12 protein-coding genes are annotated in these 14,005 nt (G+C 64.1%); 6 read left to right on the top strand and 6 right to left on the bottom strand.

Annotated features, from left to right (window positions below; all coding sequences use genetic code 11):
* The first annotated feature begins 198 nt into the window (after positions 1 to 198).
* The 3 genes from IVB13_RS27940 to IVB13_RS27930 are packed head-to-tail and all read left to right on the top strand — an operon-like array spanning position 199 to position 2,230.
* Positions 199 to 906: a CoA transferase subunit A gene (locus IVB13_RS27940; RefSeq protein ID WP_018453837.1), complete on the top strand. Its 708-nt coding sequence runs from the start codon at positions 199 to 201 to the stop codon at positions 904 to 906.
* A gap of 15 nt (positions 907 to 921) precedes the next feature.
* The gene (locus IVB13_RS27935) at positions 922 to 1,572 is read left to right on the top strand and encodes a CoA transferase subunit B (RefSeq protein WP_007596236.1); all 651 of its coding nucleotides are present in this window, start codon (positions 922 to 924) and stop codon (positions 1,570 to 1,572) included.
* Positions 1,573 to 1,594: 22 nt separating this feature from the next.
* Positions 1,595 to 2,230 (top strand): GNAT family N-acetyltransferase, encoded by a 636-nt coding sequence (locus IVB13_RS27930; RefSeq protein WP_018453839.1) that lies wholly within the window; start codon positions 1,595 to 1,597, stop codon positions 2,228 to 2,230.
* A 13-nt stretch (positions 2,231 to 2,243) separates the two neighbouring features.
* Here IVB13_RS27930 and IVB13_RS27925 read toward each other — a convergent pair whose 3' ends face one another.
* Entirely contained in the window at positions 2,244 to 3,260 is a 1,017-nt protein-coding gene (locus IVB13_RS27925) for an AraC family transcriptional regulator (protein WP_018453840.1), read from the bottom strand.
* A gap of 202 nt (positions 3,261 to 3,462) precedes the next feature.
* Between IVB13_RS27925 and IVB13_RS27920 the strand changes: the two genes are divergently transcribed.
* Entirely contained in the window at positions 3,463 to 4,083 is a 621-nt protein-coding gene (locus IVB13_RS27920) for a response regulator (RefSeq protein WP_026232606.1), read from the top strand.
* 150 nt (positions 4,084 to 4,233) lie between these two features.
* Positions 4,234 to 5,910 (top strand): mucoidy inhibitor MuiA family protein, encoded by a 1,677-nt coding sequence (locus tag IVB13_RS27915; RefSeq protein WP_018453842.1) that lies wholly within the window; start codon positions 4,234 to 4,236, stop codon positions 5,908 to 5,910.
* Between the two features lie 192 nt (positions 5,911 to 6,102).
* Here IVB13_RS27915 and IVB13_RS27910 read toward each other — a convergent pair whose 3' ends face one another.
* From IVB13_RS27910 to IVB13_RS27890, 5 genes are all read right to left on the bottom strand, one after another.
* Positions 6,103 to 7,458 carry an esterase-like activity of phytase family protein gene (locus IVB13_RS27910; protein ID WP_247294061.1) on the bottom strand — a complete coding sequence of 452 codons (1,356 nt, stop codon included), beginning with the start codon at positions 7,456 to 7,458 and terminating at the stop codon, positions 6,103 to 6,105.
* A gap of 84 nt (positions 7,459 to 7,542) precedes the next feature.
* Positions 7,543 to 8,439, bottom strand: a complete 897-nt coding sequence (locus tag IVB13_RS27905) for a carbohydrate ABC transporter permease (RefSeq protein ID WP_018453844.1) — start codon at positions 8,437 to 8,439, stop codon at positions 7,543 to 7,545.
* On the bottom strand, positions 8,432 to 9,388 hold the full coding sequence (locus tag IVB13_RS27900; RefSeq protein ID WP_018453845.1) for a sugar ABC transporter permease: 957 nt from the start codon (positions 9,386 to 9,388) through the stop codon (positions 8,432 to 8,434). Before IVB13_RS27900 ends, IVB13_RS27905 begins: the two co-directional genes overlap by 8 nt.
* Before the next feature lie 167 nt (positions 9,389 to 9,555).
* Positions 9,556 to 10,899 carry an extracellular solute-binding protein gene (locus IVB13_RS27895; protein WP_018453846.1) on the bottom strand — a complete coding sequence of 448 codons (1,344 nt, stop codon included), beginning with the start codon at positions 10,897 to 10,899 and terminating at the stop codon, positions 9,556 to 9,558.
* An 88-nt stretch (positions 10,900 to 10,987) separates the two neighbouring features.
* The gene (locus IVB13_RS27890; protein WP_026232607.1) at positions 10,988 to 12,031 is read right to left on the bottom strand and encodes a C-terminal binding protein; all 1,044 of its coding nucleotides are present in this window, start codon (positions 12,029 to 12,031) and stop codon (positions 10,988 to 10,990) included.
* 252 nt (positions 12,032 to 12,283) lie between these two features.
* On the opposite strand from IVB13_RS27890, the gene IVB13_RS27885 reads away from it, so the two are divergent.
* On the top strand, positions 12,284 to 13,969 hold the full coding sequence (locus IVB13_RS27885; RefSeq protein WP_026232608.1) for a methyl-accepting chemotaxis protein: 1,686 nt from the start codon (positions 12,284 to 12,286) through the stop codon (positions 13,967 to 13,969).
* Positions 13,970 to 14,005: the final 36 nt, after the last annotated feature.

The raw sequence follows: 14,005 nt of genomic DNA, 5'->3' as shown, positions 1-14,005 counted from the left end.
AGTGCCGCAACTTGATGGGTTTTCTTGTCGCTTTCAAGGCCGCGGGAACGGTTGCGCCCACGGCTTGGGCAGCTTCTATCACCCGGGGGCGGAGCGGAGAACCCCGTATCATTGACGGCTTCGGACGATTTCGCCTAATAATCGCCGCCACTAAGGCGCGACGCCTGCAAGCCGAAGGTTCACTCGAAGGTAATTTGCATGAACAAGGTCTATCCCGACGCCAAGTCGGCTCTCGAGGGCGTTCTGAAAGACGGCATGATGATTATGTCGGGCGGCTTCGGCCTCTGCGGCATCGCCGAGACGCTGTCGGACGCGATCCGCGACTCCGGCGTCAAGGACCTGACGGTGGTCTCAAACAATGCCGGCGTCGACGGCATTGGCCTCAGCCGCCTGCTCGAAACCCGCCAGATCAAGAAGATGATCTCGTCCTATGTCGGGGAGAACAAGCTGTTCGCCCAGCAATTCCTCGCCGGCGAGCTGGAACTCGAATTCAATCCGCAGGGCACGCTGGCCGAGCGCATCCGCGCGGGCGGCGCCGGCATTCCGGCCTTCTACACCAAGACCGGCGTCGGCACGCTGATCGCCGAAGGCAAGGAAGTGAAAGAATTCGACGGACAGAAATACCTGATGGAGCGCGGCCTGTTCGCCGACCTCGCCATCGTCCACGCCTGGAAGGGCGACACCGCAGGTAACCTCATCTATCGCAAGACCGCGCGCAACTTTAACCCGATGATGGCGACCGCCGCCAGGGTCACGGTGGCCGAGGTCGAGCATCTGGTTCCGGCCGGTGAACTCAATCCCGACCACATCCACACGCCCGGTCTTTTCGTCAAGCGCATCGTCGAGGTCGGAACGGCCAAGAAGCGCATCGAATTCCGCAACACCCGCCCGCGCACGGCAGCTTGAGATCAGGAGACTAAGATGGCCTGGACCCGTGAACAGATGGCTGCGCGCGCCGCGAAGGAACTGCGTGACGGCTATTACGTCAATCTCGGCATCGGCATTCCGACGCTGGTCTCGAACTACATCCCGGACGGCATGGACGTCAGCCTTCAGAGCGAGAACGGCATGCTCGGCATGGGCCCGTTCCCGTACGAGGGCGAAGAGGACGCCGATCTCATCAACGCCGGCAAGCAGACCGTGAGCGAACTGCCGTCGACTTCGTATTTCTCGAGCGCGGATTCCTTCGGCATGATCCGTGGCGGCCACATGGATCTGTCGATCCTCGGCGCCATGCAGGTGGCCCAGAACGGCGATCTCGCCAACTGGATGATCCCCGGCAAGATGGTCAAGGGCATGGGCGGCGCGATGGATCTCGTCGCCGGCGTCAAGCGCGTGGTCGTGGTGATGGAGCATTCGGCCAAGGACGGTCCAAAGCTCCTGAAGCAGTGCAATTTGCCGCTGACCGGCGAGCGCGTGGTCGACATGGTCGTGACTGACCTGGCCGTCTTCACCATCGACAAGCACGGCAGCGGCGGCATGGCGCTGATCGAGCTCGCCGACGGCGTCTCGCTCGACGAGGTCAAGGCCAAGACCGAGGCCGAATTTCGCGTCGCACTGAAGAACACGTAAGGTTTTCGCGAAGGGGGCGCGCATGACGATACGGTCTGCGCGTCCCGAAGACGCCGATTTCATCGCACAAACCATCCTTTCATCGCAGCGCGGCTACCGGCCGCGCGGCTGGTTCGACGTTGCGCTCGGTTGGCCTGAAACACAGTGCCGCGATTTCATCGCGCACGTCGCAGCCGCTCGCGCGGTGTCGATGTGGCACGTCTCGCAATTTCTGGTCGCCGAGATCGATGGCAAGCCTGCTGCCGCCTTGTGTGCGCTACCGGCGGCCGGCACGGGACCAGCGGCTTGGCGTGCGATCGAGGAAGTCGCAGCCGCGTCCGGAATCGCCGCGGCAGAGCTGGAGGCCATCCGTCAACGCGGCGGCTACACCCGCGCCTGCTGGGTTCAGGGCGGCGAAGGCGATTGGATGATCGAGCATGTCGCGACCGATCCCGCCTATCGCGGCCGCGGCCTGGTGCAGTCACTGATCGCGCATGCGCTGGAGAAGGGGCGAGCGGCTGGATGTGCACGGGCGACAATATCGTTCCTGATCGGCAACGAGCCCGCCGAGCGCGCTTATACCAAGGCCGGCTTTGTCCTTGCCGAGGAGAAGCGCGATCCTGCCTTCGAGGCGATCATCGGTGCGCCGGGCTTTCGCATGTTTGCGCGGGTGATGTGATCGGTCTTGAAAATCAAGCCGCCGTTGCCGCCAATGGCCGGGCGCCTTTGCGCCATGCGGTGATGGTGCAGCCGAAATGGCCGCGAAACCAGCGGGCCATGGCGCTCTGTGCGGAGAAGCCGAGCTGCACGGCGATGTCGGCCAGCGGCCGGCCGGGGTCGTCGATGAGCTGGACCACGAGATCGGCGCGCTGCGCGTCGAGAATGGCCGAGAAGCTGGTGCCGGCTTCGGCGAGGTGGCGGTGGATGGTACGCCGGGTGCAGGCGAGGTGTTCGGCGACGCGCTCGACCGTGCAGTCGCCGCCGGCGAGCAGGAGACGCACGACCTCGTCGACCTTCTCCTCCCAGCTTGCCGGCCGCGTCTCGATCGCCTCGATCCGCTTGCGCAGATAGCTCGCGATCAGCGGATGCGCGCTCGGGATCCGGCGCTCCATGTCGTGTGCCGACAACAGGATCGAATCGGCCTCCGCATTGAAGGTCACACGGCAGCCGTAGAACTCGCGGTAGCGTTTGCGGTCGAGCGGCGGTGGGTAATGCAGGTGAACTTCCTGCGGCCGCCAATCGCTGCCGAACAGCGACTGGATGATGCGGTGGACGCTGCCGAGCGCCATGTCGATCGACTGGCGCGGCGCGGTCGGCTGCCGGCCGCGCAGGTGCTGCGTGACGGTCACGGTCTGCTTGTTGCGGGTGACGTCCAGCTTCATGCCGTCGTGATGGATCGGGATGAAGCGCGAGAAGGCTTCGATGGCTTCACCAACGGTCGCCTGTTCGCGCACGATCAGGCCGACCGCGCCGAAATTGGTCAGCCCGCCGCGTTCAGCAAGCCGCAAGCCGAAATCTTCGGCGCCGGACGCCTCGGCCGACAATTCGAGCAGACGGCGGAGACCGGTGACGGCAATGGGCGTGTCGGGCTTGTCGAGGCAGGCCAGCGGCAGCCTGACCTTGCGCATCATGTGTTTGGGGTCGAGCCCGACCGACCGGGCGACCTCCGGGTAATAGCTCAAGCCCGCGCTGCGAATGAGGTCGGTCATGCGACCCGTTCCTGCCGGACATCCCGCAGATGTCCCGAAATGTAAAGTTTCTGTCCCGATCCGTCAAATCCGGGAACCGGGTGGAACATACATAAGTAAAACCGAAGCACGGGCGTGAATGCCGTGCATATGACGGCGCGGCGCGACGAGGCCCCGCTGCCGTCTCGGACCATTTGACCCAAGACATTGCTGGATCGGAATTATGCCGGGGAACATGCTTTCCAAGGGTGAGGTATTCGTCATCGACACCGATGCCGCCTCCCGCGAACAATTGTCCACCGCGCTTCAACAAAGCGCATACAACGTGATCTGCTTCGCCGACGGCGCGTCTCTGCTCTCGGAGGCCAAGGCGCGGATGCCGGCCTGCGTGCTGCTGGAGATGCCGCCCGATCGCTCCGGTCTCGACGTGCTCAAGCGCCTGCGCGAGGAAAACTGCATGGCGCCGGTGCTGGTGACCGCGACAAACGGCAGCATCGCCATGGCGGTGGATGCCATCAGGAGCGGCGCGGCCGACTTCATCGAGAAGCCGTTCCGCACCCGCGACATCGTCGACCGGATCGATGCCGCCATCGACGAGTTCGCGCAGCCGGGCTCCAACCGGCAGCGGTGGTTGCCCGGCTGCGAACCCCTGTCCGCGCGCGAAGGCGACGTGCTCGAGCATCTCGCCGCGGGCCTGACCAACAAGGAGATCGCCCGGCGCATGCATCTGAGCGCGCGCACGGTCGAGGGCTATCGCGCCGGCATTCTGAGGAAGGCCGGTGCGAAGAACGTGACGGACCTGCTTCGCCGCATCTTCGCGCAGGGTTCTACCCCTCAGGATTAAGCGCTCCGTCGCGGGCCTTGCTGCCGCCGCGGCGGCGCCCCACGGAAACCCCAATCGAACCAGTTCCTCCCCTGCCGCGTCCAACCGTGTTGGCGAGGCATTGGATCGCGCGTCCGGCTGGCGGCGGCGATGACTTGGAGGAGGGACTTGATGCGCATCACCGCAAAATGTTTGGCAACGACGAGCCTGGTTCTGGTGACCACGGCATTCGCGTCGTGGTCATGGGCCGCCGAATTGGACGCCACATCGGCGATCGATACCGTTACGGTTTACCCCGATGGCGCGACCGTCACCCGCGTCATCGCGGTGGACCTGCCGTCTGGTGACTCGACGCTCATTGCCAAGGACTTCCCGCTTGGTCTCGACACCTCCTCGATCCGGGTGGAGGGTGAGGGGGGAGCGAAGCTCACCATCGGTACGATCGATGCGCGAACGCCGCGTGCGGCGCCGGTCAATCTGCCGGAGCTGGACAAGCGCATCGAGGCGCTGAACGACCAGCGCGCCGACCTGCAAGGCGCGATCGACTCGGCCATTGCGCGGCGCAAATTCGCGGAGCACTTTGCGGAAGCCTCTCCCGCGGGCATCGGCGACAAGGGCGAGGCGCGGCCGATTGCCGAATGGCGCACGGCCTTTGCCGCCGTTGGCGACGAAATTGCGAGCGCCGATACCGCCGTTCGCGACGCCACGCGCAAGATGCGCGAGATCGATCGGCAGATCGCCCAGCTCGAAGTCGAGCGCAAGGCCAAGCCGCCGAGCAAGCTCGAAGTCCGCATGGACATCGCGGCGCCGGCAGCAACCAAGGCGACGTTGCGGGTCACCTACAATGTGCGTAATGCGCGCTGGCTGCCGCTCTACGACGCCCGGCTCGATACCGGCGCGAAGGACCGCAAACCGCAGCTCGAGCTTGTCCGCCGCGCCGAGGTCACGCAGGCGACCGGCGAGGACTGGTCGAACGTCGCGCTCGGCGTCTCCACGGTCCGCATCGGCCGCGGCGGCAGCGCGCCGGAGCTGAATTCGCTGGTCGCGCAGTATCCGCAAGTGCCGAAGCCGCGGGCGCTGGGCTCAGTTTCGGATTCGGCAATGCCTGCGGCGGCGCCCATGCAGCAGCGCAAGATGGAAACTTCCGCGGCCAAGGCGGCGGACGATATCCGCGAACGCGCCGAAGAGCAGCAGGCGGTCGCCGAGATCGGTGACTTCCAGGCCACCTACAAAATTCCCGGCCGCGTCAGCCTCGGGGCCGCCGAGGGCGCCAAGAGCCTGCGCATCGCCTCGATGACCGTGCCCGCCGATCTCATGGTGCGCGCGGCACCGGTGATGGACCCCACCGCCTTCCTCGAAGCGAGCTTCAAGCAGACCGACGACACGAGCCTGTTGCCGGGCAAGGTCGCAATCTATCGCGACGGGACTTTCGTCGGCCGCGGCAAACTCTCGGCTTCGGCCAAGGACGATATCGTGCGGCTCGGCTTCGGCGCCGACGACAAGGTCAGGATCGAGCGCGCGGTGCTCAAGCGCAACGAAGGTTCGGCCGGTCTCCTGGTCACGACGTCGAAGACCGACGAGCGATCGTTCAAGACGACGATCCGCAATGGTCACGACTTCCCGATCAAGGTCGCGATTGAGGATCAATTGCCGGTCAGCGAGAACGAGGACATCCTCGTCGAGATGCTGCCTGCGACCACGCCGCCGACCGCAAGCAACATTCGCGACCGGCGCGGCGTGCTGGAATGGTCGTTCGACGCCAAGCCCGGCGAGGTCAAGGACATCAACTTCGTCTGGCGCATTCGCTGGCCGAAGGACAAGAGCATGGTGATCGTGCCGGCGGGTTGATGTGCGGCGCCGAGGTGCGAGTTGTCTTTACCTCGTGCTCGCTCACTGTCCGTCATGTCCCGCCTAGTGCGCAGTTACGCACGAGGGCGGGGCATCTAGTACGCCGCGGCCTCACGATTTGATCGCTGGCGCCGCGGCGTACTGGATCGCCCGGTCGAGCCGGGCGATGACCCGCGTTGAGAGAGCGCTGGCTTACTTCGCCTTCAGGAAGTCCGCGACATCGAGCAGCATGAACTCGTCGTCGTCGGCCTTGTTGGGATCGCGGCTGGACGAGAACGGCAGATTGTTGTCATTGCCGACGATGATGTGGGTTTCGTCGACACGATCGACGTTCTCGATGGTGAAGAACGGGAACGTGTAGACGCCGTCATTGAGCGGCTTCTTCGCCTTCTTGTCGGGATCCCTGATCTTCAGGAGGTCGATGTAGCCGATCTTGCGCACGGGCTTGCCGACATTGGCGTCGGTGAGCTCGATCTTGTAGACGCGCTTGAACTTGGCCACGTCGGGGAAGCAGTTCTCGCCGCGGGTGCCTTGCGGGCAGGCCTTTTCGGGCGTGCCTTCGCCGTTGTCGCGCTCGATGATCAGGCCGGCGCTCGGGTCGATCATGTTGAAGTCGCCGATGGCATTGCCGTTCTGCTCGAACACATACTGCCAGTAGCGGCCGGTGAATTTTTCCGCGGCGACGTCGAATTCGAGGATGCGCGAGGCTTCCTTGCCGTCGACCTTCTCCCAGTCCTTTTTCTCGGCATCCCAGAGCGGCCCCTCGAGCAGGCCGTAGAGAAACTTGCCGCCTTTCGAGGCGGCGAAGCCCTCGTAACCCTTGGAGCGTCGGAGGTTGACGTTGGTGTAGGTCGCACCCGGCGCGCCCGGGGTCGCCACCGCCCAATGATCCGGCGATCGCACGGGCTTACCGTCGGCGACCGTCTCGAATACGGCCAGAATCTTGCCGGTCTTGTCGGCCTTCAGGATGTAGGGGCCGAACTCGTCGCCGATCCAGAAGGTGTCGCCGATAATCTGGAAACCTTCGGTGTCGAAGTCGGAGCCGGTGAGGTAACGCCTCTCGGTGTCTTCATGCACGATGCGGAACGGCACGCGTCTGTCGGGATCGTGCAGGAACACGGTCTCCAGCCGCTCGATCTTGCCGCCGGCCCAATCCATCCTGTAGCGGTTGAGGTACAGCATCGAATCTGGCGAATTGGCGCGCGCGCCCATGCCGTTGTCGGTGATGACCCAGAAAGTGCCGTCCCCCATCGACTTGATACCGGAATGGCCCTGCAGCGGCTGGCCCTTGAACGGCAGCGACACGCCGGTGGCCCGCTCATAGGACTTGCCCATCACCGTGCCGAGCGCGTCGACCCGCTTCCCGGTGGTGTATTTACCGGATGTCTTGAGATCGGCGGGAGCATCAGCCGGCGCGTCGATGAACGTGGCGGCCGGCATCACGACGTGGCCGGCGAGCTTGGCGGGGAATTCGCCTTCGCTCTGCGCCAGCGCGGAGCTCGCGGTCAGAATGATCGTTGCGACGGTACTAAGCAAAGTCGCGCGCATGTGCGTCTCCTGTTAACGGAGGCCGTCTTATGCGGACCGCGCATTGCAGTTTTGTGAAACCGGGCCAAACGCCGCAGCCGACAGCTACTCCTTGACCGCGCCCGTCAGCGACGACACGTAGTAATCGACGAACAGCGAGTAGAAGATCGCAACCGGCAGCGAGCCGAGCAGCGAGCCCGCCATCAGCGCGCCCCACTGATAGACGTCGCCGGTGACGAGCTCGGTCAGGATCGCGACCGGCACCGTCTTGTTGGCGCCGCTCTGGATAAAGGCGAGCGCGTAGATGAACTCGTTCCAGGACAGCGTGAAGGAGAAGATGCCGGCCGAGATCAGGCCGGGCACCGCCAGCGGCAGCGTGATCCGCCGCAGGATCTGGAGCCTGGTGGCACCGTCCACCAGCGCGCATTCCTCGAGCTCGTAGGGGATCGACTTGAAATAGCCGATCAGGAGCCAGGTGCAGAACGGCACCAGGAAGGTCGGGTAGACCAGGATCAACGCAAGCGGGCTGTCGAACAGGCCGAACTGCACGACCACGGTCGCGAGCGGAATGAACAGGATCGACGGCGGCACGAGATAGGCCATGTAAATGCCGAGGCCGACATAGGGACTGCCGCGGAAGCGCAGGCGCTCGATCGCATAGGCGGCCAGCGTGCTCGCGATCAGCGACAGCGTAGTCGCCCCGACCGCGACCAGCATCGTCGTCCACAGCCAGCGCGGATAGGCGGTGTCGAACAACAGGTGCTTGATGTGGGCCAGCGTCGGCGAGGAGATCCAGAAAGGGTTGTGCTCCTTGTAGTTCATCAGCTCTGCGTTCGGCTTGAAAGACGTGATCGTCATCCAGTAGAACGGAAATAGGAGGATCAGCACGAAGCAGCCGAGCGGCAGATAGATCATCATCAGCCGCCGCAGCCCGGAATCCCAGGCCATGGTGTCCGGCGGCGTGGTGGCGACGGCGGCCGGCTCGGCGGCGGTATCAGTCATTGCTCTCTCCCTGCTGCCATTTGCGGCGCGCCAGGCCGAAATAAGAGAACAGCGTTGCGAACACGAGGAACGGGATCATCGACACCGCAATCGCCGCGCCCTCGCCGAGCTCGCCGCCCGCAATGCCGCGCTGGAAGGCCAGCGTTGCCAGCAAATGGGTTGAGTTGCCGGGGCCGCCCCGGGTGATGGCGTAGACCAGCTGGAAATCGGTGAAGGTGAAGATGATCGAGAAGGTCATGACGATCGCGAGGATCGGCATCATCATCGGGAAGGTGATGTAGCGGAACCGCTGCCAGGCGCTGGCGCCATCGAGCATCGCGGCTTCGTAGAGCGAGGGCGAAATGGTCTGCAGGCCCGCCAGCAGCGAGATCGCGACGAAGGGAATGCCGCGCCAGATATTGGCGGCGATCAGCGAGAAGCGCGCCGGCCAGGGCGAGCCGAGGAAGTCGATATTGGTGGTGCGCCAGTGCAGCACGTCGACCAGAAGGTAGGAGATGATCGAGAACTGCGGATCGTAGATCCACCAGAACGCCAGCGCCGAGAGCACCGTCGGCACGATCCAGGGCATCAGGATGATCGCACGCAACAGGCTCTTGAACGGAAAATGGTTGTTGAGCAGCAGTGCGAGCCAGAAGCCGAGCGCGAACTTTCCAAAGGTCGCGATCCCCGTGTAGACCACGCTGTAGAACACCGCGTTCCACCACAGGGAATCGGTGAGCAGATACTGGAAATTCTCGAAGCCGACGAAGACGCCTTTTCTGCCGATCGTCGTGTCGGTGAAGGCGAGCCAGATGCCGAGGCCGAGCGGATAGGTCAGGAACACCGTGAGCAGCCCGATCGCAGGTGCGAGGCACATCACGATCAGGAACGGCTTGTAGTCGAACAGGCGCACCAGCCAGGAGGGTTGCCGGTGCACGAGGGCAGGAGAAGAGAGTGTGGTCACGGACATCGGTTTGTTGTCCCGTCTCTGAAAGTCACCAGGCCCGTCACTGCGAGGAGCCCGTAACAAAATTGCGAAGCAATTTTGCACTGGGGCGACGAAGCAATCCAGGCTGTAACTGGGAAGACAGGCTGGATTGCTTCGCTTCGCTCGCGATGACGCGCTTTTGGCCAGCGCTACTTCTGCCGCCGGAAGTACCGCTTGCAGCGCTGCTCGGCTTCCGCGGCTGCGGCTTCCGGCGTGGCAGCGCCGGTCGCGACGGATGCGAACATCTGAATCAGCACGTAGTCGGCGCTGACGGCACCGGTCGCGGTCGAGATCGGGCCAGCATAGCCGTCATAGTAGATGGTGTTCATGGTGTCCTTGAAGATCTTGATCTTGGGATCTTCGCTCCAGACCTTGGCCTCCGCGTAAGCCGCGAGCGGCTGGGCCCAGTAGCCGGAATTGGCGTTGAGCCACGGCTCGTACTGGTCCTTTTCCAGCATGTATTGCAGGAAGGCCTTTGCGGCGTTGGGGTACTGGCTGTGCTTGAACAGCATGGCGTTTAGCGTCAGGCCCGCCATCGGCGAGACCTTGGCGACACCCTTCGGCAGCAGTTGATGTTCGCTGTCGTCGGCGATCGCCTTGGTCGCCGGATCGTTCTTCAGTGAAAAATACAGCGAGACGCCGTTGGCGGTCAGCGAGATCTCCTGCGCGGCGTAGGCGCGGTTGTTGCTGACGTCGTTCCATGACGTCGTGCCGGCGATGAAGGTCGGATAGAGCTGTTTGACCCAGTTCAGTGCGGCGATCGTCTCCTTGCTGTTGATGACGACGTTCCCCTCTTCGTCGAGCAGCGCCGCGTTGTGCGACCACAGCGCCCAGTTCGCAAAACCGTTGCCGTCGCCCTTGGCGTTGCCGAGCGCCAAGCCGGCCGGCTTGCCGGCCTTCTGAAGCTTCTGGCAGAGATCGAGGATTCCGGCATGGTCTTCCGGCACCTTGTCGAAGCCGACCGATCGCAGGATCGACTTGCGGTAGATCAGCGGACCCGCGGTCGCGCCGAACGGCAGTCCGATCCAGGCGTCGCTCTTGTTCTTCTTGCCGTAGCGCTGCGCCAGCGGCAGCCAGCCGCCGTACCGCTTGCCGACATAGTCGGCGACGTCGGTCAGCTCGATCAGCTTGTCGATATAGATGTGCGGCGCATCGGAGAAGCCGATGATAATATCGGGGCCGGCACCGGAATTCGCGGTCACCGCGGTCTGCTGGTTGATGTCCTCCCAGCCGACGAAGTCGACCTTGACCTCGACCCCGGTCTCCTTGGTGAATTTGGCCGCATTGGCGCGGAACACGTCCTCGTCGGCCTGGACGAAACGTACCGGTCGCAGCATGCGCAGGGATGCGCCTTTCTCGATCGGCAGTTTCGGTGTGGGGACGTCCGCGGCCTTGATCGCGGATTGCGCATTTGCCGGAGCACCGGTTGCCGCGATTGCCGCAGCGGACAGGCCCAGCGCCAAGGCATCACGACGCGTGATGTCGTTCCTCATCGGTTCCTCCCTATATGTTTCCCTTCCCGGCGTTGATCGCCGGTGAAGGGTCTTTCCGGTTGCCGGCGCGCCTTCGCGGCCGTCCCGTCTAGCTGTTCGGGCCGCGGTCCATGCTGACAGGCTGCCAGCGGCGGAGCGCGGTGTCTTGCAGCACCGACGGATTGACGCAGCTTACCGGCCACATGCCCTGAAGCACCAGTGACAATTCGTAGCCCACCCGGCGCTTGCGCGCCTCGTCAAACCGTGCCGAGGCGGAGGCGACGTGGGCGGTCAGGGTGACATTGTCCATGCCGAGCAGCGGATTGTTGTGCGAGGGCGGCTCCTTCTCCAGCACGTCGAGGGCGGCATGGGCGATCCAGCCCTCCTGAAGCGCCTTGATCAGGCTTTCCTCGTCCACGGTGGCGCCGCGACCCGTGTTGATGAAGACGGACCCCTTCTTCATCTGCCGGAAGTGCTTCTCGGTGAGCATGTGATGCACCTCGGGCCGGGCGGGGGCGTGCATCGAGACGAAGTCGGATTGCGACAACACCTCGTTCAGCGTCGCCGGAATCACGCCGTGGTCGGACATCAGCGTTTCCTGGATGAAGGGATCGTAGGCCATCATCCGCAGGCCGAAGGGAGCTGCGCGTTTCGCAACCGCACGCGCCACGCGGCCGAACGAGATGAAGCCGAGCGTCTGGCCCATCAGCCGCGGTATCTTCGACAACGCCGGCCGGCCCTCGGCCCAGCGGCCGCTACGCACCATCCGGTCCTGCTCGACCAGCCGGCGGAAGCCAGCGAGCAGCAGCATCATGGCATGGTCGGCGACCTCCTCGATGAAGGTGTCGGGGATGTTGGTGACGGGAATGCCGCGCGCGGTCGCGGCCTTGATGTCGACGCTGTCGACGCCGACCGAGCCCAGCGTGATGACCTTGCAGCTCTCCAGCGCGTCGATGATGGTCTTGGTGATCGGGATGCCCTTGGCGTAGATGGCGTCCGCTGTCTTCGCGGCGGCGATGAACCCGGCCTCGTCGGCCGGCGCCTCGACGATCTCGGCGTCGATCGGATCGAGCGCCTCGCGCTCGTAGGAATAATCGCTGCTCGCGACCGTGAAGCTCGCGCCCTTCGGCGTCACCACCCTGTATCTCGGCATGTCCTGCTCCCGATTTGGTTTCTTGTTGTGACCCATGCTTTGCGCGGGCCTTTGCGTCTTTTACGCGAAATCGAGGAGGTCGCGTACAATTCCCGGTTGTCATTGAGGCGATTTATACGACTGGTTCGACGTCTTCTCCGGGCTTCTACGGGGCGCCCCGTAACAGCTTGCTAAGGGGTCACCCCCTAAAGGTTAATTTGATTTCGATCGATTCACTCGCGCGTCCTTATCCCTGTGTTGCCGGAGCATCCCGTGAAATTAAGCAATATGAAGATCGCCCCCAAGCTCGGCATCCTCGTCGGCGTCACCTTGTTCGGACTGTGCATTTCCGGGATCCTCGCCGGATACCTGATGAAGCAGGAGATGGTGAACGCGCGCATCGATCAGGCCAAGGCGATCGTGGAGATGGGGCGCAACTACGCCGCTGCCCTCAAGAAGCGGGTCGACGCCGGCGAGCTGACGAAGGATGCGGCGATGGCCGAGATTCGTCGCTACGGCAATGCAATGACGTATGACAACGGTGCGGGCTATTTGTTCGGCACGTCCTATGACGGCATCACCCAGCTCGCGCCCGATCCGAAGCAGATCGGCAGCAACCGCATGGATGTCGTGACCAACGGCCGCAAGCTGTCTGCCGAGTTGATGGACGGGGTCAAGGCCAATGGTTCGATCCTGCTGTATTATGAATATGTGAAGCCCGGCCAGGAGAAGCCGATCCGCAAGCTCGGCTACGCGGTCGCGGTCCCCGGCTTCGACATGTATCTCGGCACCGGCGCCTATCTCGATGATATCGACGCCAAGATGGGTCCGGTCTACTGGCTGCTCGGCTTGGCCATGCTCGGTATCGTCATCGTCGCCGGCAGCGTTGCCTGGCTGATCGGTCGCAGCATCAGCCGCCCGCTCGCCCTGCTCGGAGCCCGCATGAAGGATCTCGCCGAGGGCAAGCTCGACGGCGACATTCCGGGCGTCGGCCGTGGTGACGAGGTCGGCGCAATGGCGTCGACCGTCCAGATCTTCAAGGACAACGCTGTCCGCATCCGCGACATCGAGAAGAGCGAAGCCGATGCCAAGGATCGCGCAGCGGCGGAACGTCGCAGCGTGATGGAGGGCATCGCCAGCGACTTCGAACGCAGCGTCAATGGTATCGTCCGCTCGGTCTCCTCGGCTGCGACGGGCATGCAAGCCACTGCGCAATCGATGACCGCGACCGCCGGCGACGCCTCGTCGCGTGCGGCGACGGTCGGCGCGGCCTCGCAGAGAGCGTCGGGCAATGTCGGCACGGTTGCCGCGGCTGCCGAAGAGCTGTCGAGCTCGGTTGCGGAGATCTCGCGCCAGGTCACCCGCTCGACCGAAGTGGCGAGCCGCGCTGTCAACGACGCCGAGCGCACCAATGCCACGGTGCAGGAACTCTCCACCGGCGCCGAGAAGATCGGCGAGGTGGTCAAGCTGATCCACTCGATCGCGGCACAGACCAATCTGCTCGCCCTCAACGCCACCATCGAAGCGGCGCGTGCCGGTGAATCCGGCCGCGGCTTCGCCGTCGTCGCTTCCGAAGTCAAGGCGCTGGCCAACCAGACCGCCAAGGCCACCGAGGAAATCTCCGCCCAGGTCGCGGCGATGCAGACATCGACCAGCGATGCGGTCGCCGCCATCGGCGGCATCACTCAGACCATCGCCGAGATGAGCGAGATCACCGCGGGCATTTCCGCGTCGATCGAGCAGCAAGGCGAGGCGACCCGCGAGATCGCCCGCAACATTCAGTCGGTCGCGGCCGGATCGAACGAGATCAACGCCAATATCGGCAGCGTCACCTCGGCCGCGGAAGCGACCGGCACGGCGGCAAGCGACGTGCTCACCAACGCTCGCGAGCTCGACAGCCAGTCCGGCGCGCTGCGCAGCGCAGTCGACGGCTTCCTCGCCAAGGTGCGCGCGGCGTAGGTCGCCACACCAAAGCGACGCCATCTCCTCTATCGT

This window comes from Bradyrhizobium sp. 17, assembly GCF_023073515.1.
In the GTDB taxonomy this organism is placed as follows: Bacteria; Pseudomonadota; Alphaproteobacteria; order Rhizobiales; family Xanthobacteraceae; genus Bradyrhizobium; species Bradyrhizobium canariense_D.
This window is presented reverse-complemented; position numbering and strand designations above follow the sequence as displayed.